11 protein-coding genes are annotated in these 19,147 nt (G+C 62.2%); 6 read left to right on the forward strand and 5 right to left on the reverse strand.

All coding sequences use genetic code 11. The features are described from left to right. Window positions 1-53 precede the first annotated feature (53 nt). The 4 genes from PSH69_RS14640 to PSH69_RS14655 all read left to right on the forward strand — a co-directional run bounded on the left by PSH69_RS14640 (window position 54) and on the right by PSH69_RS14655 (window position 11,677). Window positions 54-8,558, forward strand: coding sequence for a GH36-type glycosyl hydrolase domain-containing protein (locus tag PSH69_RS14640; protein WP_305412694.1), 8,505 nt, complete (start codon window positions 54-56; stop codon window positions 8,556-8,558). An 87-nt stretch (window positions 8,559-8,645) separates the two neighbouring features. After that, window positions 8,646-8,792 carry a lmo0937 family membrane protein gene (locus PSH69_RS14645; RefSeq protein WP_105341819.1) on the forward strand — a complete coding sequence of 49 codons (147 nt, stop codon included), beginning with the start codon at window positions 8,646-8,648 and terminating at the stop codon, window positions 8,790-8,792. 18 nt (window positions 8,793-8,810) lie between these two features. Beyond that, window positions 8,811-10,154 carry a glucoamylase family protein gene (locus PSH69_RS14650; protein ID WP_305412696.1) on the forward strand — a complete coding sequence of 448 codons (1,344 nt, stop codon included), beginning with the start codon at window positions 8,811-8,813 and terminating at the stop codon, window positions 10,152-10,154. Then, the gene (locus PSH69_RS14655; RefSeq protein WP_305412697.1) at window positions 10,154-11,677 is read left to right on the forward strand and encodes a mercuric reductase; all 1,524 of its coding nucleotides are present in this window, start codon (window positions 10,154-10,156) and stop codon (window positions 11,675-11,677) included. The genes PSH69_RS14650 and PSH69_RS14655 overlap by 1 nt, the downstream gene beginning before the upstream one ends. Window position 11,678: 1 nt before the next feature. On the opposite strand, the gene PSH69_RS14660 is transcribed toward PSH69_RS14655, so the two are convergent. The 3 genes from PSH69_RS14660 to PSH69_RS14670 form a co-directional block, all read right to left on the reverse strand. Next, window positions 11,679-11,846, reverse strand: a complete 168-nt coding sequence (locus tag PSH69_RS14660) for a hypothetical protein (protein ID WP_219847837.1) — start codon at window positions 11,844-11,846, stop codon at window positions 11,679-11,681. A 190-nt stretch (window positions 11,847-12,036) separates the two neighbouring features. Beyond that, entirely contained in the window at window positions 12,037-12,291 is a 255-nt protein-coding gene (locus tag PSH69_RS14665) for a DUF1652 domain-containing protein (RefSeq protein WP_305412698.1), read from the reverse strand. A gap of 114 nt (window positions 12,292-12,405) precedes the next feature. Next, window positions 12,406-13,134 carry a Crp/Fnr family transcriptional regulator gene (locus tag PSH69_RS14670; protein WP_105342226.1) on the reverse strand — a complete coding sequence of 243 codons (729 nt, stop codon included), beginning with the start codon at window positions 13,132-13,134 and terminating at the stop codon, window positions 12,406-12,408. 48 nt (window positions 13,135-13,182) lie between these two features. Here PSH69_RS14670 and PSH69_RS14675 point away from each other — a divergent pair, with 48 nt between their 5' ends. Together PSH69_RS14675 and PSH69_RS14680 are read left to right on the forward strand one after the other, a co-directional pair. Continuing rightward, window positions 13,183-13,464: a hypothetical protein gene (locus PSH69_RS14675; RefSeq protein WP_105341810.1), complete on the forward strand. Its 282-nt coding sequence runs from the start codon at window positions 13,183-13,185 to the stop codon at window positions 13,462-13,464. Then, window positions 13,461-14,432 (forward strand): HlyD family efflux transporter periplasmic adaptor subunit, encoded by a 972-nt coding sequence (locus tag PSH69_RS14680; RefSeq protein WP_370695244.1) that lies wholly within the window; start codon window positions 13,461-13,463, stop codon window positions 14,430-14,432. Before PSH69_RS14675 ends, PSH69_RS14680 begins: the two co-directional genes overlap by 4 nt. Before the next feature lie 102 nt (window positions 14,433-14,534). Here PSH69_RS14680 and PSH69_RS14685 read toward each other — a convergent pair whose 3' ends face one another. Both PSH69_RS14685 and PSH69_RS14690 read right to left on the reverse strand, forming a co-directional pair. Then, a complete protein-coding gene (locus PSH69_RS14685) occupies window positions 14,535-15,956 on the reverse strand; it encodes an efflux transporter outer membrane subunit (protein WP_305412699.1) in 1,422 nt (473 codons plus the stop codon). Then, window positions 15,953-19,144 (reverse strand): efflux RND transporter permease subunit, encoded by a 3,192-nt coding sequence (locus PSH69_RS14690; protein ID WP_305412700.1) that lies wholly within the window; start codon window positions 19,142-19,144, stop codon window positions 15,953-15,955. The genes PSH69_RS14685 and PSH69_RS14690 overlap by 4 nt, the downstream gene beginning before the upstream one ends. Window positions 19,145-19,147 lie beyond the last annotated feature (3 nt).

Genomic DNA, 19,147 nt, shown 5'->3' on the forward strand with positions numbered 1-19,147 from the left:
GGTTCGCTACCTAGCTTGCTAATGAGACCGATGCGTGTCTCGGAACGTTATTTATGCATTCAATCTTCCGCCGGGCACTTGGGCAGCGCGTTCTATCCCCCCCCTGGAGTGACCATGCGCCGGTACGGGAGACGCTTTTCGGTATCGAGCGACTTGAGCAACATGCCGAGAGTCTGGCCATCGCCCAGCAGGTGACACCCAGGCCGCCCACTGTGCTTCCCTTGCATGTACGCCTCGACGACAACGCTTCGGTCCTGCTCGCCGCCTACCGAGCGAGCGCCGCAGAGCTTGAGAGCGGCCACAGCGTGGTGCCCGCCGCCGAATGGCTGCTGGACAACTACCATATCGTCGAGGAACAGATCCGGGAAATTCGCGATGATCTGCCACCTGGCTACTACCGCCAGTTGCCGAAGCTCGCCGAGGGACCGTTCGCTGGCTACCCGCGGGTCTTTGGCCTGGCTTGGGCCTTCGTTGCGCATACCGACAGTCATCTCGACCTCGACATGCTGCGGTGTTTCATTGATGCGTACCAGCGGGTCCAGCCGCTGACCATCGGTGAGTTGTGGGCTGTGGCGATCACCCTGCGTATCGTCCTGATCGAGAACCTGCGCCGACTCGCCGAGCAGATCGACGACGGTCGTATGGCCCGCGCGGACGCCGACGAACTGGCCGATCGTTTGCTCGTACCTGCCAGCGCCCGTTCGGCGCTGGCAGATATCGCCGCGCGTCCGCTCGGGCGGTTGCCCGAGCTGTTCGCCGCTCAACTCGCTAAACGCCTGCGCGACCAGGATCCGCGTACGACCCCGGCGCTGGGCTGGCTGGACGAACGTCTGCAAGCACAGGGTGTTTGCGTCGAGGAGGTGGTGCAGCACGCCCAGCAACGCCAGGGTGCCTCCAATGTCACGGTGCGCAACATCATCACCAGCATGCGGCTGATTTCCGATATTGACTGGGCCAAGCTGTTTGAAAGTGTCAGCCTGGTCGATGCGCGCTTGCGCGCGGGCAGTGCGTTTGCCCTTATGGACTTCCCGACGCGCAACCTGTACCGCAGCGCCATCGAGCAACTAGCGCGTGGCTCGGCTCTCTCGGAACTGGAGGTCGCCGACCGGGCCTTGGAGGCCGCCCGCCTGGCCGAGAGCGCCGAGCAGGGCGAGGAGTGGGGCGAGCGAGCGAGCGATCCTGGCTACCACCTGATCGCCGAGGGACGCCCGGCGCTGGAGCGGGCCATGGGCTTTCGCGCACCTCTGCGCTTGCGCATCAGCCGCTTCAACATTCGCCTGGGCATCGGCGGCTATGTTGGCAGCATTTTCTTGCTGACCACGCTGCTACTGGCGCTAATGGCCTGGGCCTTGGCGGTGCCGTCCGTGGCTGTTGGCTGGATCCTGTTGTTCCTGCTGTCGATGTGCGTGCCGGTCACCGAGGTGGCCACGGCGCTGGTCAATCGCATAGTCACCTGGAGTTTCGGCGCCATTACTCTGCCGGGGTTGGAGTTGTCCGCCGGCGTGCCGCAGGCGCTACGTACGCTGATCGCTGTGCCGACGCTGTTGACCAGCGAAGCCGATCTGTTGGAGCAGATCGAGCGACTGGAGGTCCACCATTTGGCGGGCATCGGCGGCGATCTGGCCTTTGCCTTGCTGGCCGATGGCGTCGATGCGCAGCAAGAGGAGCTCGACAGCGATGCGCATTTGCTGACGGTAGCAACCGAGGCGATCGAACAGCTGAATCGCCGCTATGGGCCTGGGCCCGGCGGCCAGCGCTTCTTCTTGCTCTGTCGGCGGCGCTTGTTCAATGCCCGCGAGCAGTGCTGGATGGGCTGGGAACGCAAGCGCGGCAAACTGCACGAGCTAAACCGCCTGTTGCGTGGGGATGGCGAGACGAGTTTCATGTCCATCTTCGGCGAGGCACCGAAAGTGCCGGCCGGGGTGCGCTACGTGATCACCCTTGACGCCGATACCCGCCTGCCGCGGGAGGCGGCGCTGCGGCTGATTGGCAAGATGGCTCACCCATTGAACCACCCACGTTTCGACGCCGCGCTGAAGCGCATTGTCAGCGGCTACGCGATCCTCCAGCCACGGGTCACGCCCTCTCTGCCGCTGGGCGGCGAGGGCTCCTTTTACCAGCAGGTGTTCTCCGGTCCCGGCGGCATAGATCCCTACGCGGCGGCGGTTTCGGATGTTTACCAGGACCTCTTCGGCGAAGGTTCCTACACCGGTAAGGGTATCTATGATGTGGATGCCTTCGAAGCCGCGCTCGGTGGCCGGGTCGGCGACAACCGGCTGCTCAGTCATGATCTATTCGAGGGCATCTTCGCCCGCGCCGGCCTGGCCTCGGATGTCGAAGTGATCGAAGAATCCCCGGTGCGCTTCGATGTCACCGCCAAACGTCTGCACCGCTGGACGCGCGGCGACTGGCAATTGCTTCCTTGGGTATTCGGGCACTGGACGGGGGCTCAGGCGGTACCGCCGATCGGCCGCTGCAAGATGCTCGACAACCTGCGTCGCTCGTTGTTCGCGCCCTTCGCCCTGGCCAGTCTGGTGTTCTGCTGGTGGCTGCCGTTGCCGCTGGCGCTGCTCGCTACACTGTTCGTGCTGGCGACCCTGATGATTCCGGCCCTGCTGCCAACCGTCTGCTCCCTGCTGCCGCAGCGGCGCGGCATCCGTCTGCGCAATCACTTCGGCATGTTAGGTGCCGACCTGCGTCGCGCGGCTCTGCAGATTGTGCTCTCGCTGGCCTTTTTGGCGGACCTTGCATGGCGCATGGGTGACGCTATTGGGCGCACCTTGGTGCGGATGTTCTCCAGCCACGATCACCTGCTCGAATGGACCACCGCTGCGCAGGCGTCCAGCTGCCCTTTGCCAGACCTGCGCGGCAGTTACCGGCAGATGGCTGGTGGCACCGCGCTTGCGCTGCTGATGAGCGCCGCCGGGCTGGCCTTCGCGCCCAGCTCCTGGCCGTTAGTCGGGCCACTAGCGTTGCTCTGGTTGGCGGCGCCGGCGCTGGCTCTGCTGAGCAGCCGGCCATCGAAGGTCGCCCGCCAGCGCACGGCTTCGCCGCTGGACGCGCATGCCCTGCGCTTGACCGCACGACACACTTGGCGTTTCTTCGAAACCTTCGTTACAGCGGAGGATAACCTGCTGCCGCCGGACAATTTCCAGGAACAGCCCAAACCGGTACTCGCACATCGCACCTCGCCGACTAACATCGGGCTCTATCTGCTCTCGGCAGTCGCTGCCCGCGACTTTGGCTGGGCCGGCAGCATTGAGACGCTCGAGCGCCTGGAAGCGACCATGGCAACCCTGGAGAAGCTGCCGCGCTACCGCGGGCATTTTTTCAACTGGTATGCGACCCAAGACCTGCGAGCCTTGCATCCGGCCTACGTGTCGTCGGTCGATAGTGGTAACTTCGCCGGGCACCTGATCGTGCTCGCCAACGCTTGCGATGAGTGGCGGGAAAGCCCGTTGGCGCAGGAGGCCTGTCGCGGCCTGATGGACGACCTGTGGCTGGTCCAGGAGGCCATCGCCGGGCTGTCGGGCGCGGGTGGCGAGCCGCTGCGGCAACTGCGCGACGATCTGGAGGAAGTCCGCGTCCACTTGGCGGGGCTGCAAGCATTCGACGGACTGTTGCCGAGTCTGAAGCGGCTGACCGAAAAGGCCGCCAAGGTGGCCGTCAGGGTCGTTCCGGTCGGCGAGGGTGATGACCTGCTGTTCTGGGTCGAAGCGCTGCGCAAGGCAGTGGCTGAACACCTGCGCGACCGCATGTTGCCGGACGAGGCGCGGTCTACATTGGCGCCGCGCTTGCAAGCGCTCGCCGATATGGCCCGGGCGATGGCCGGAGCTATGGACTTCAGCTTCCTGCTCGACCCCGAACGAAAGCTGCTGTCGATCGGCTACTCCCAGACCGATAATCGCCTCGATCCGAGCTGCTATGACCTGCTCGCCTCGGAAGCACGACTGGCCAGCCTGTTCGCCATTGCCAAGGGGGATGTCCCGACACCTCACTGGTTCCGCCTCGGACGCATCGCAACGCCGGTCCCCGGCGGCTCGGCGCTGATCTCCTGGTCCGGCTCGATGTTTGAATATCTGATGCCGTCGCTGGTGATGCGCGCGCCGGCTGGCAGCCTGCTGGAACAGAGTACTCGTCTGGTGGTGGCGTTACAGGAAGCCTACGGCCGTTCGTTGGGCATCCCCTGGGGGATCTCGGAGTCCGCCTACAACGCCCGCGACCTGGAATTCACCTACCAGTACTCCAATTTCGGTGTGCCCGGGCTTGGCCTCAAGCGCGGGCTGTCCGAGAACGTGGTGGTCGCGCCTTATGCGACCGGTCTGGCGGCGATGATCGATCCGCAGGCGGCGCGCCGCAATTACGAGCGGCTGGCCGGGATGGGCGCGCAGGGCCGCTATGGTTTCTACGAGGCGCTGGACTTCACCCGCTCACGGCTGCCGGATGACGAGAATGTGGCGATCGTTCGCTGCTTTATGGCCCACCATCAGGGCATGACCATCGTTGCCATCGCCAATGCCTTGCACGATGGCAGGATGCGCTGCCGTTTCCACCGCGAGCCGATGATTCAGGCCTGCGATTTGCTACTGCAGGAGCGCGTGCCACGGGACGTACTGTTGGCGCATCCACGAGCCGAAGAGGTGACGGTTTCCGCGACCGAGGGCCGCAGCGAAACCCTGCGGCGCATCGATGCGGGAGGCGGCGGCGCGCCGATCACCCATCTGCTCTCCAATGGCCGCTACGCGCTGATGCTCACCTCGGCAGGCGGCGGTTACAGTCGCTGGGGGGATATCGACGTGACGCGCTGGCGTGAGGATGCCACCCGCGATGACTGGGGCAGCTTCATCTTCCTGCGTGACACCCAGAGTGGGGAAGCCTGGTCGGCGACGCTGCAGCCCAGTGGCCGCGACGTGGAAAACGGCGAGGTACTGTTCCACGAGGATCAGGCCGAGTTCATTCATCGCCAAGGCTCGCTGGTCACCAGCCTGGAAGTACTGGTGTCCGGCGAGGACAACGGCGAAGTGCGGCGAGTTTCGCTGGTCAACAACGGGCGCAGGCCACGCGACATCGAACTGACCTCCTATGCCGAGGTGGTCCTGGCGACTCGGGCCGCTGACAGCGCGCATCCAGTGTTCTCGCGAATGTTCGTGCAGACTGAATACCTTGCCGAGTTCACGGCACTGGTCGCCACTCGCCGCCCGCGTGGACCGGAGGAAACGCCGGTATGGGCGGCGCACTTCGTGGTGGTGGAAGGTGAGCTGATCGCTGATCCGCAATACGAGTCCGACCGCGCGCGTTTCCTTGGCCGCAACCGTAGCGTGCGCGAGGCGCTGGCGATCACCGGGCATCGGGCGCTGTCGAACAGCCAGGGGACGGTCCTCGATCCGATCTTTTCCTTGCGTCAACGTCTGCGGGTTGGGCCCGGCAAAGTTGCGCGGGTAGCCTTCTGGACGGTGGTCGCAAGCTCGCGAGAGGAATTACTGGATCTGATCGACAAGCACCATGAACGCAATGCCTTCGAGCGCGCCAAGACCCTGGCCTGGACCCAGGCCCAGGTGCAATTGCGCGACCTTGGCATCGACTCCGAGGAGGCGGCGGACTTCCAGCGCCTGGCCGCGCCGATTCTCTATGTTGACCCACGTTTTCGCGCTTCGGCGCCGGCCATCATACGAGGGGCGGGGTGCCAGTCGGGGCTATGGCCGCTGGGGATTTCTGGTGATCTGCCGTTGGTTCTCTTGCGCATCGACGAGGTCGAGGACCTCGCCCAGGTCCGTCAGTTGCTGCGTGCCCGTGAATACTGGCGGATAAAGGGCCTGCACGTCGACCTGGTCATCCTCAACGAACGGGCGTCGTCCTATGTGCAGGACCTGCAGGAGGCGATAGAAACCGCAGTACGCAGCACTCAGTCTCGCCTGCACTTTGGCGAGGAGCGCAGGCGCGGTGCGGTCTACACATTGCGCACCGACCTCATGACCGTAGAAACACGGGCGTTGCTGCAGGCCGTGGCGCGAGTCGAGTTGATCGCCCATCGTGGTTCCATTGCAGACCAGCTCGCGCGCCTGCCAAGGCCTGCGCCGCGCAACTGGCTTGCCGCCCGCCAGCCTCCGTCAATGCCAGTGTGGCCGTTGCCGGAGGCACCGGTCGGGGATGACGGCCTGGAGTTTTTCAATGGCCTGGGCGGCTTTGATCGCAACGGGCGGGAATACCTGATCACGCTTGAGCGCGACCAGACGACGCCCGCGCCGTGGATCAACGTGATCGCTAACCCGGCGTTCGGCTTCCAGGTCTCGGAGCACGGCAGTGGCTACACTTGGGCCGAGAACAGCCGTGAAAACCAACTCACCCCCTGGTCCAATGACCCGGTCGCTGACCCGGGGGGCGAGGCGCTGTATATCCGCGACGAGGAGAGTCACCAGCTTTGGAGCCCTACCGCGCAGCCGATCCGCGACGACGGCGTCTACCGCGCTGCGCACGGCTTCGGCTACAGCCGCTTCAACCATTCGGCACACGGCATTCACACGCAATTGCTGCAGTATGTGCCGCTGGACGACTCATTGAAAATTTCCCGACTGACCCTGCGCAATCTGTCCGGGCGGCCACGTCAACTGTCGGTGACGGCCTATGTGGAATGGGTGCTCGGCACCTCGCGCGGGACCAACGGGCCGTTCATCCAAACGGAGATCGACGCCGCCAGCGGCATGCTGCTGGCGCACAACCCATGGAGTATCGCCTTCCCGGGCCGTGTGGCATTTGCTGATCTCGGCGGCCGGCAAAGCGCCTGGACCGCCGACCGCCGCGAATTCCTCGGTCGCCATGGCGGGCCGGCGGCGCCTCGGGCGCTGCTCGGTAGAGCTCCGTTGTCCGCGGCCTGCGGTGCCGGTCTGGACCCATGCGCGGCGCTGCAGTGCGTCGTCGAGCTGGCCCCCGGCGAGTCTGTCGAGGTGCTGGTTTTGCTGGGTCAGGCCGTATCGACCGATGCTGCCCGGGAGATGGTTCTGCGTTACCGCGAGCGTGACCTGGACGAGGTACTTGCAGCGGTCAAACGGCACTGGGACGAAGTGCTCGGTGCAGTGCAGGTACGCACGCCCGACCGCGCCCTGGATATCCTGCTTAACGGTTGGCTGCTCTACCAGACTCTGGCTTGCCGCATCTGGGCTCGTTCGGCGTTCTACCAGGCCAGCGGTGCCTATGGTTTCCGCGACCAGTTGCAAGACTGCATGGCACTGGCATTCGCACACCCAGCGCAAACCCGGTCTCATCTGCTGCTTGCTGCCGCCCGGCAGTTCGTCGAGGGCGATGTGCAGCACTGGTGGTTACCGCATTCGGGGCAGGGGGTCCGTACGCGGATTTCCGATGATCGTGTCTGGCTGGCCTTCGCCTGCGCCACCTATGTCACGTCTTCCGGGGATGCCGGGGTGCTGGACGAGAGCGTGCCGTTCATCGAAGGGCGGCAGTTGCATCCCAGCGAAAGCGACGCGTTCTTCCAGCCGATGCCCGCGGACGAATCGGCTTCGCTGTTCGAACATTGCGCCCGCGGTCTCGACCAGTGTCTGACGCTGACCGGTGCCCACGGCATGCCGCTGATCGGCAGCGGCGACTGGAACGACGGTATGAACCGGGTTGGCGCGGGCGGGCAGGGCGAGAGTGTCTGGCTCGGCTGGTTGCTGTTGAGCACCTTGAACAGTTTTGCGCCTTTGGCCGACGGCCGCGACGATCAGCGTGCCAAGCGGTGGCGGGCGCATGCGGGGTTGCTGCGCAAAGCGCTGGAGCGTGAGGCCTGGGATGGCGACTGGTATCGCCGGGCGACGTTCGACGATGGTACGTGGCTCGGCTCGGCGGCGTGCGAGGAATGTCGGATCGACTCCATTGCGCAGTCCTGGGCGGTACTCTCAGGTGGCGCCGATCCCGCCCGCGCGAGGCTGGCGATGGCCTCGCTGGAGCGTCTGCTGATCCGCCGCGACGACAACCTGGCGTTACTGTTCGCACCCCCGTTCGCGCACACTTCGCTCGACCCCGGCTATATCAAAGGCTACCCGCCAGGCCTGCGCGAGAATGGCGGGCAGTACAGCCATGCGGCGATGTGGACGATCCTGGCGTTGACCCGACTCGGGGAGGGCGACAAGGCCGTCGAGCTGTTCGCGCTGCTCAATCCGATCAACCATGCGCGCACGCCGCAGCAGGTGGAGCGCTACAAGGTCGAACCTTATGTGATCGCCGCGGATGTCTATTCCGTTGCGCCGCACATCGGCCGGGGTGGCTGGACCTGGTACACCGGCTCGGCCGGCTGGATGTACCGCGCCGGCGTGGAGGGGATTCTGGGGTTGCGCCGCGAGGGGGCGTTTCTCGTTGTCGATCCCTGCATCCCGCGTCATTGGCCAGGTTTTGAAGCCCGTCTGAGGCTGGACGGCAGCGACTACACGATCAGCCTGAAGTCGGCGGGACGACGTTGCCGGGACCTCGAGCAGGCGCTGCTCGACGGTGTACCGCAAACCTGCGAGCAAGGGGCCGTTCGCGTGCCGCTGGACGGATGTGCGCATCGTCTTGAGCTTGTTCTCTAATGGGTACGCTGGCGCACAGAACTACGTTGCCGATGCGTTCAATCTGGAGGTGTTCAGAAAGTCCTGGATCACAATCGGAGAATCGTCATGCTACAAACAATCGTGGTCGTCCTGATCGTCCTGTGGTTACTTGGGCTGGTAACGTCGTACAGCCTGGGCGGCTTCATTCATGTCCTGTTGATCGTGGCGCTGATTTTGCTGGCGGTCAGTTTCTTTCAGAGCAGGCGCTCATAAGCCTCTTCGGTCCTGCCGATGAACAGGGTTGAGCGCCGTTCGCGGACACTACAGTCCATTCTCGCCGATGAAGCGCTTTTCGATCGCCTGCAGCGTGCCGCCTTGGGTTATTTCCTGCAGACATTGAATCCGCTTAACGGACTGGTGGCCGATACCTCGCGTCCCGGTTCGCCCGTCAGTATCGCGGTGGTCGGATTCGCCCTGTCAGTGTATCCGCTGGCCGTAGATCGGGGCTGGCTGACACGGACCGACGCGCTGCGGTTCAGTCTCGCCGCGCTGCGTTTCTTCCAGGCCAGCGATCAAAGCGGTAGCCCTGCGGCGACAGGATATAAAGGGTTTTATTATCACTTCCTTGATATCCATACGGGTGTGCGGGTTTGGCGCTCGGAGCTGTCGATGATCGACACCGCTTTGCTGATCGCCGGCGTGTTGACGGCAAGCCTGTATTTTTGCGCGGATACCGCCGACGAGAACGAGTTGCGGGGCCTGGCCGACTTTCTTTATCGGCGCATCGACTGGCGCTGGGCACAGGACAGCGGTGAGACGATAAGGCAGGGTTGGAAACCCGAATGCGGGTTCCTGCATTACGGCTGGGAGGGCTACAGCGAGGCCATCCTGCTGTATGTGTTGGCGCTCGGCTCGCCAAGCTGTGCAATCGTGGGCGACTGCTACCGGGCATGGACCTCCACCTATCAGTGGGAAAACCTCTACGACCATGACTATCTCTATGCCGGGCCGCTGTTTGTCCACCATTTCTCCCATGCATGGATAGATTTTCGCGGCATCCACGATGGTTTCATGCGTGAGAAGTGCTCGGACTACTTCCAGAACAGCCGACGCGCCGCTTACATCCAGCGTGAGTACGCGCGGCGTAACCCACAAGAGTTCGCCGGCTATGCCGAAAACTGCTGGGGCCTGTCCGCTTGCGATGGGCCGAGCGATGAGCAGCCGCAGCTGTCCAATGAGCCGCGGCGATTGTTCGGTTATGCCGCTCGTGGCGTACCGTACGGGCCGGATGACGGCACACTGTGCGCCCCCTCGGTGGTGGCGTCGTTGCCGTTTGCGCCGGAAATTGTCCTCGACGCGGTGCGGCATATGATGGAACGCTACCCGGAAATGTGCGTCGAAGGGCGCTTTTCCAGCAGCTTCAATCCGAGCCTCGCCGATGCCAACGGACGCGCCTGGGTGTCCCCAGGGCACTATGGGCTCGATCAGGGCATCGTACTGATGATGATCGAGAACCATCGTAGTCAACGGATTTGGGAGCTGATGCGCGCCTGCCCCTACATCCGCGACGGTTTGCAGCGCGCCGGGTTCCACGGCGGCTGGTTGCAGCAACCGCCATTTGCGGGAGCAGGCTGATGGCGCAAGACTACGATGGGTCGATCACCACGCCGCAGGATGCTTATGAGCGTCAACGCCTGGCCAGTGTGCATCCGCCGCGCTGGGTCAATCCGCACGCTGCCGAGCGCTACCACTTGGTGATAGTCGGTGCGGGGCCTGCGGGTCTGGGCGCCGCGAAAACCGCTGTAGCGCTCGGCGCCAGGGTGGCGCTGATTGAATGCAGGTTGATCGGCGGCGATTGTCTGAACAATGGTTGTGTACCGTCGAAGGTGATTATCCGGACGGCGCAGTTGTATGCCGAAATGCGCGATGCCCGGCACTATGGCGCGCAAGTGCCGAGCGACATTCAGGTCGACTTCGCTGCCGCGATGGCGCGCGTACGGCGTATCCGCAGTCGCCTCAGCGGCGGCGATTCGGCGGCACGATTGAGCGCAATTGGCGTGGATATGTTCTTCGGCGAAGTGCGCTTCACGGGGGCTGATTCGCTGACCGTCGATGGGCAGACCCTGCGCTTTCGCAAAGCCTTGATTGCGACTGGCGCGGCCCCGAATATCCCGCTGATTCCCGGTCTCGCGCAAGCCGGTTACCTAACCAATGAAAACGTTTTCGATCTGACCGAGTTGCCGCGCCGCCTGCTGGTGATTGGTGGTGGCCCCCTTGGCTGTGAACTGGCCCAGGCCTTCTCCCGGCTTGGCGCACAAACCACCATCGTGCAAGACATGCCGCTGTTCCTCGGCAACGAGGAACGGGACGCCGCGCAACTGCTCTCGGATGCCTTCGCTCGCGACGGCATCGAGGTCCGTCTGAACACCCAGGTCGTTGCCGTGCGCGTAGAGGGTGGGCAGAAACTGGTCGAGCTGGTCAGCGACGATTACCGCAGTACGGTTGCCGTCGATGCGATCCTCGCCGGCATCGGCCTCTCGCCGAATGTCCAGGGCCTGAACCTGGAAGCCGCCGGTGTCGACTACGACGCCAGTGAGGGAATCCGTGTCGATGACTTCCTGCGCACCAGCAATCCGCTTATCTACGCTGCCGGGGATGTCTGCCTTGAGCACAAGTACACCCATACCGCCCTGGCTTCAGCCCGCATTGTCGTGCAGAACGCCCTGCTGCGCGGTCGCGAGCGGATGAGCCGGCTGGTAATCCCCTGGTGTACCTACACCGATCCGGAGATTGCTCACGTCGGTTTGTATGTGCGTGAGGCCAACCGTCGGGATATTCCGGTGAAAACCTTCACCATTCCCATGCATCAGGTCGATCGTGCAGTCACTGACAGCGAGGAGGAGGGTTTCGTGAAAATCCACGTCAGGGAGCGCACGGACCAGATTCTCGGTGCCACCATCGTCGCTCGCCATGCCGGCGACATGATCAACGAAATCACCCTGGCCATGGTGGCGGGCGTCGGCTTGCGCACATTGGCCCTGGTGATCCATGCCTATCCCACGCAGGCGGAGGCGATCCGCAAGGCCGCCGATGCCTACAATCGTACCCGCTTGCCTCCTCGCGTCAGGTCACGTTTGGCGCGTTGGATGGAGCGCTGAGTCAGTAGCCTAAAGCCGTGCCAGCAGCGCCTTGGCGCGTCCACAACACATAGGCCGTCGGCGCGGCACCGAGCGGCAGACCGGGGTGGCCGCTATCGGCTTTTTGCACCATGTCGAGCGAGAGGAAGCGTAGGGTATCGATGCATTGCTGGTCGAGTTTGCTGGTCATGATGGTCTCTTGGTGAGGTAAAGGGGACTCAGCGCGTCGCGGGTGTTTCGGTTGTGGTCCACATCCATCATCGGGTTCACGTCCCTTTACTCGCGGTTCCCGCTTTGATCCAACGCTCATCAGGTATGTCGTGTACTCCACCACCAGATAAAAAATGCCCGCCAATGCGCCGGGATTTCTCGTTCAGCCTCTACCCAATCCTGAGCGTTGGCCTCTGCCCATGAGTCGTTTCGAGGTCCTCCTGAATTTCAGCTATGAGCTTGCCTATCGCTCGATTGCAATTGAGGCCGGCTGTACTAATTCCCGTAACCAACAGCTCTACTCGACCAGAGACAGGCTCGAATATCAGAGCCTGCAGTGATCCGCTTTGATCGACTCGGCACTCGCAGGACAGGGGACGGAGTGCTGACTCGATGATGTGACGCAACTCAAGCGTGGATAGCATGATGACTCCAGTGAAGACGGTGGACTCGGGAAGGGCGAGTGTTGAACCGTCTCATAGCTGGAGTGTGAGGGACGCCGTCGGGGTGGTCTGTTCGCTAGAACACGCAGGTGCGGGTCAGCAAGACGGTTTTAACGGAACATAGGGCAGCAGGCGCTCGGTTTCTTTTCTGACGACGGCGTAGCACTCGCAACTCAGTTGCTCAAGTGCGGCCCTGTCCAGCACCTTGATATGGCCACGGCTGTATTCGATGACGCCCAGGCGTTGCAGCTTGCCAGCGGCATCGGTCACGCCTTCACGGCGTACGCCGAGCATGTTGGCGATCAACTCCTGGGTCATGATCAGTTGATTGTCTTGCAGGCGATCGAGAGACAGCAGCAACCAGCGGCACAATTGTTGATCGATCGAGTGGTGGCGGTTGCACGCGGCGGTCTGCGCCATTTGGGTGATCAACGCCTGGGTGTAGCGCAACATCAGCAGGAGCATCTCCCCGTGGCGATTGAACTCATCCTTGAGTCGCTGGCTGGGTAACCGAAAGGCATGCCCGGCGCTCTGTACGATCGCCCGGCTTGGTGTGCTTTCACCGCCCATGAAGACGGCGATGCCGATCAAGCCTTCATTGCCTACCACTGAAATTTCCGCCGATGCGCCGTTTTCCATCACATACAGTAAGGACACGATGGCGTCGGTGGGGAAGTAGACGTGCCGCAGGACATCCCCGGATTCGTAGAGTACCTTGCCGAGCGGCAGGGTGATCAGTTCGAAGTAGGGCAGCAAGCGCTCCCTCGATTGTGCGGGAAGGGCCGCCAGAAGATGGTTCTGTTGTGGCTTGGGTGTATCAAACATATCAGCCAGCATCCGAGGTTGAGACTTCCAATACCTAAAGATTAATCCATGGCGCACGCCGTACGCTGCCATATGGGGCCGTCCGTCGGTTTTGCCGGCACATTCAATTCGGGCCAGGCCCTTGGACTGCCGTCGAGGATTGGCGGCTCCATAGGCTCCTTGTCATCTTTCATGCCTTTGAAGAGCGGCGTAACGGAAGAAGACGACGCGACCGCTTCGATCAGGCGTGTTGCCCATTACAACCTATCTGAAAATATTCAAATCTCAGTGAAAATGACCGTCTACGCTTGCGTGTGTGCGGTGGTGATTTTGGTGATGGGTATCTCATGAGTCTGAAGAAAACCGTTGCACAACTGGTGACTTTAGCCGTGGTCGGGTTGGCGGTGCTGCTCGGTTGGTTTGCTTGGGATCATTACACTCGATCACCCTGGACCCGTGATGCGCGAGTGCGTGCCGATGTGGTGACGCTATCAGCGGAGGTCTCGGGACGCATCATTAGCTTGCAGGTGCAGGACAACCAGCATGTGCAGAAGGGCCAGTTGCTGCTGGAAATCGACCCGGCGCGCTACGCACTGGCGGTCGAACACGCGAAGCGCTCAGTCGAAGTGGCGAAAGCCACTGAGGGCCAGTCGAAGGCATCAATCATTTCCAGTGAGGCCTTACTCAAACAACGCCAGAGCGAAGAGCAGAGGCGAAGGACGCTCAAGCAGCGTTTCGCGATCTCCGGCGAAGAGTGGGAAAAGTCCAGTACCGAAGTGGCGGTAGCTCAGGCGGACCTGTTGAGAAACCAGGCCAACCTTGGCTTGGCGCAAGCCAATGTGCAGCTGGCTATTGCCGCCTTGACCCAGGCCGAGCTGGATTTACAACGAACCCGGGTGGTGGCGCCGGTCAGTGGCTATGTGACGAATCTGCTGACCCGCGAGGGTGACTTCGCTAGTGGTGGCGGTGCGCTGTTGGCATTGGTTGACAGTCAATCCTTTTATGTTAGTGGCTACTTCGAAGAAACCAAGTTGCCGCGAATCGAGGAGGGTGATCGGGTCAGGATCGAGTTGATGAGCGGCGAGACTTTCGGCGGCACCGTACAAAGCATCGCCTTTGCTATCGCCGACCGTGAGAACTCCCCCGGCAGTCGCCTGCTGGCCAACATCAACCCCAGCTATACCTGGGTCAAACTGGCGCAACGAGTGCCGGTGCGGATTCAGATCGACGCTGACTATATCGCCAAAAACCGCCTGCGTGCCGGGACCACGGCCACCGTCACAGTCATTGAAAACCGGGATTCACAGGCCACTCACTAAGCCTCGCTCCTACAGACTGACAAAAAAAAGCCCCGCGACCGAATGAGGCGCGGGGCAAAAAATTGGTTGGGTTGCGGCCAACCAAAGGGGCTCTTTACAGCATTACTTGCTGGCGACAGTCTCTGGCTGCCAGCCGCCGCCGAGGGCTTTGTAGATCGCGACGATGCCGCGATACAAATCGACTTCGGCCTGGGCCTGGGTGTCTTCGGCTGCCAGACGCTCACGCTGAGCATCGAGCAGGACGAGGAAGTCCACGGTGCCTTCGCGGTAGCGAATTTCGGCGAGGTCCGCAGCGGCGCGGCTTGATTCGCTTTGACGAATCAGCGAAATCAGGCGCTGCTGGCGTTTGCCGTAATCACTGAAGGCGTTCTCCGATTCTTCCAGTGCCAGCAATACGTGCTGCTCATAGGTCGCCAGGGCGCCCTCGGCTTCAGCATCGGCGCCGCGCAAACGGGCCCGCACGCTGCCCAGGTCGAACGCCGCCCAGGTAATGCTCGGGCCCAGTGCCCAGGCATTGGCCGCCGACGAGCCGATTTGCGAACCGCGCCCGGCAGTCCAGCCGAGAAAACCGCTGAGGCTCACCCGAGGGAACAAATCAGCCTTGGCCACGCCGATACGCGCGGTGGCAGCCGCCAATTTGCGTTCGGCGCTGCGGATGTCCGGACGACGTTGCAGCAGTTCACCCGGATCACCGATGGGCAGGGCCTTGGCGATCGCCGGCAAGTCTTTTGGACTCAGGTCGACGGTCAGTTTGTCCGGACGTTCACCCAGCAGGGTGGCGATGCGGTTGCGCTGACGAACCTGTTCGGCTTGCAGTTGCGGCACGCTGGCTTCGACAGACGCCAGGCGCGCATCGGCACGAACCACGTCCAGCTGATCGCCAACACCGGCGTCACGTAGGCTTTCGGTGATCTTGCGTGACTCCTGCTGGTTGTTCAGGTTGGCCAGGGCGATCTTTTCCCGCAGTTGCGCGCCGCGCAGTTGGCCATAGGCGTCCACCAGTTCGGCAATCATGGTGACTTGCAGTTGGTAGAGATCGGCTTCGACCGCTTGCTGTTCAGCGTCGCTGGATTCCAGGTTGCGCTGGATGCGACCGAACAGGTCCAGTTCCCAGGCCATGTCCAGACCCAGGTCATAGCGTTCGCTGTTGACCCGTTTGGTGGTCTGACCCGGAATCTGCCCTTTGGCCAGATCGCTGCTCGCGCGGCTGGTGATGGTCGGCATGGCGTCATTGCTGGCGTCATCGCGAATCGCCCGGGCCGCTTTCCAGCGGGCAAAAGCCACACGCAAATCACGGTTGCCCTGCAAGGATTGCTTCACCAACTGATTGAGGGTCGGATCGTCGAATTGCTGCCACCAGATGCCTTCGAAACGGGCCCGGTCAAAGTTCTTCTGACCGGCGCTGCCATCGTTGGCGGCCGTGATGTTGGCCGCCTCGGTGGCTGGGGTTTTATAGTCCGGGCCGACGGCACAGGCGCTCAGCGCCAGTACCAGCAGGCTCGGCAGGAAGGCTTTCAGGCTCATTGTTGCGCCTCCAGTTGCTTTTCCAATTTCAGTGCCTTGGCCGCTTTGCGTTGCTCACCGCGCTCCACAAAGTTGCGAATCAGTACGTAGAACACCGGCGTCAGCAACAGACCGAAGAAGGTCACCCCGAGCATCCCGGAGAACACCGCCACACCCATGGCATGACGCATTTCGGCACCGGCACCGCTGGAGAAAACCAGTGGCACAACACCCATGATGAACGCGAAGGAGGTCATCAGGATCGGCCGCAGACGCAGGCGGCAAGCTTCCAGTACCGCTGCCAGCGGGCCGAGACCTTCTTCCTGCTTATCCTTGGCAAACTCGACGATCAGAATCGCGTTCTTACAGGCCAGTCCCACCAGTACGATCAAGCCGATCTGGGTAAAGATGTTGTTGTCGCCGCCCGAGGCAATCACCCCGGTAATGGCCGACAGCAGGGTCATCGGTACGATCAGGATCACCGCCAGTGGCAAGCTCCAGCTTTCGTATTGAGCCGCGAGCACCAGGAACGCCAGCAGTACGCAGAGCGGGAACACGAACAGCGCGGTGTTGCCGGACAAAATCTGCTGGTAGGTCAGGTCGGTCCACTCGTAGGTCATGCCGTTCGGAAGTTCATCCTTGAGCAGTTTCTCGATAGCTTTCTGGGCTTGGCCGGAGCTGTAGCCTGGGGCCGCCGCACCGTTGATTTCAGCGGTGATGAAGCCGTTGTAGTGCATCACGCGGTCTGGCCCGGAGGTGTCGCTGACCTTGATGAAGGTCGCCAACGGGATCATCTCGCCGCGGTTGTTACGCACTTTCAGCTGACCGATCTGGTCCGATTCGAGGCGGAACTGTTGCTCGGCCTGAACGTTGACCTGATAGGTGCGACCGAAGCGGTTGAAGTCGTTGGCATACAGCGAACCCAGGTAGATCTGCAGGGTGTCGAAGATGTCGCTGACGGCCACGCCGTGGGTCTTGGCTTTTTCCCGGTCGATGGCGGCATCGACCTGCGGCACGTTCACGGTGTAACTGGTGAACAGACCGGCCAGTTCCGGCACGCTGTGGCTCTTGGCGATGATGTTCATGGTTTCTTTGTACAGCTCGTCATAGCCCAGGTTGCCCCGGTCTTCGATCTGCAGGCGGAAACCACCAATGGTCCCCAGGCCTTGTACCGGCGGTGGCGGGAAGATCGCCATATAGGCTTCCTGAATCCCGGCGTACTGGCCGTTCAATGCACCGGCAATCGCACCGGCGGACATGCTCGGGTCTTTACGCTCGTCGAAAGGCTTCAGGGTGACGAACACGATGCCGGCGTTCGGGCTGTTGGTGAAACCGTTGATCGACAGGCCGGGGAAGGCCACCGCGCTTTCCACGCCAGGCTGTTTCAGGGCCAGGTCGGACATGCGCTTGATCACGTCTTCGGTACGGTCCAGGCTCGCGGCATCCGGCAGTTGTGCGAACGCCACCAGGTATTGCTTGTCCTGGCCAGGTACGAAACCGGTCGGTGTGTTGGAGAAACCGAAGAAGGTCAGCACCATCAAGCCTGCGTACAGCAGCAGGGCGATACCGCTGCTGCGGATAACCCGGCCCACGGTGCCGACATAGCCATGGCTGGCCTTGTCAAAGAAGCGGTTGAACGGACGGAACAGCCAGCCACCGAAGATCTTGTCCAGCACCTTGGAGAAACGATCTTTCGGCGCGTCATGGCTCTTGAGCAACACGGCAGCCAGTGCTGGCGACAAGGTCAGCGAGTTGAAGGCCGAGATCACGGTCGAAATCGCAATCGTCAGGGCGAACTGTTTGTAGAACTGACCGGTCAAGCCGGAGATGAACGCGGCCGGGATGAACACCGCACACAGCACCAGCGCCGTCGCGATGATCGGACCGGTCACTTCACGCATCGCACGCTTGGTGGCTTCCACGGGGGTTAACCCGAGCCCGATGTTTCGCTCGACGTTCTCCACCACCACAATCGCATCGTCGACCACGATACCGATGGCCAATACCAGTCCGAACAGCGACAGGGCGTTCAGCGAGAAGCCGAACAGGTGCATCACGGCAAACGTACCGATCAGCGAAACCGGCACCGCCACCAACGGGATGATCGAGGCGCGCCAGGTTTGCAGGAACAGGATCACCACCAGCACAACCAGGATCAGCGCTTCGAAGAGGGTGTGAACCACCGCCTCGATGGAACCGCGCACGAAGATCGTCGGGTCATAGACGATGCTGAAGTCCATGCCTTCCGGGAAGTTCTTCTTCAGCTCGGCCATTTTCGCCCGAACGTCGTTGGAGATCTGGATCGCGTTGGAGCCTGGGCGCTGGAAGATCGGGATCGCCACCGCCGGCTGGTTGTTCAGCAAGGAGCGCAGGGCGTACTGGCTAGAGCCAAGCTCGACGCGAGCAATGTCTTTGAGGCGAGTGATTTCACCATTTTCGCCAGAGCGAATGATGATGTTCTCGAACTCTTCCTCGGACACCAGACGGCCTTGAGTGTTGACCGACAGCTGGAACGCGGTGGCATTCGGCGCAGGCGGAGCACCCAGGGCACCGGCCGCCACTTGACGGTTCTGTTCACGAATCGCGGTGACCACATCGGTGGCGGTCAGGTTGCGCGAAGCGGTCTTGTTCGGATCGAGCCACACCCGCAGCGAGTAATCGCCCATGCCGAACAGCTGCACATCACCGACACCGCCCAGACGCGCCAGCTCATCCTTGATGTTGAGCAAGGCGTAGTTGGACAGGTAAAGCATGTCGTAGCGTTTGTCCGGCGAGGTCAAGTGCACAACCATGGTCAGGTCGGGCGATGCCTTGTCGACGGTGATACCGATGCGCGTCACTTCCTCGGGAAGCTTGGGCTCGGACCGGGTCACGCGGTTCTGCACCTGCACCTGCGCGTTGTCCAGGTCGGTGCCCAGGGCGAAGGTGATGGTCAGGGTGATCTTGCCGTCAGCGGTGGATTGCGAGGACATGTACAGCATGTTCTCGACGCCAGTGATGGCTTGCTCCAGAGGAGCGGCCACGGTTTCACCGATGACTTTAGGGTTGGCGCCCGGGAAGTTGGCACGGACCACCACGGTCGGTGGCACCACTTCCGGGTATTCGCTGATCGGCAACTGGAACAGCGAGATGGCACCGGCGATCAGGATCAGCAGCGACAGCACCGCTGCGAAGATCGGCCGTGAAATGAAGAATTGGGAGAAATTCATCGG

It is taken from the genome of Pseudomonas sp. FP1740 (genome assembly GCF_030687165.1).
Taxonomy (GTDB): Bacteria; Pseudomonadota; Gammaproteobacteria; order Pseudomonadales; family Pseudomonadaceae; genus Aquipseudomonas.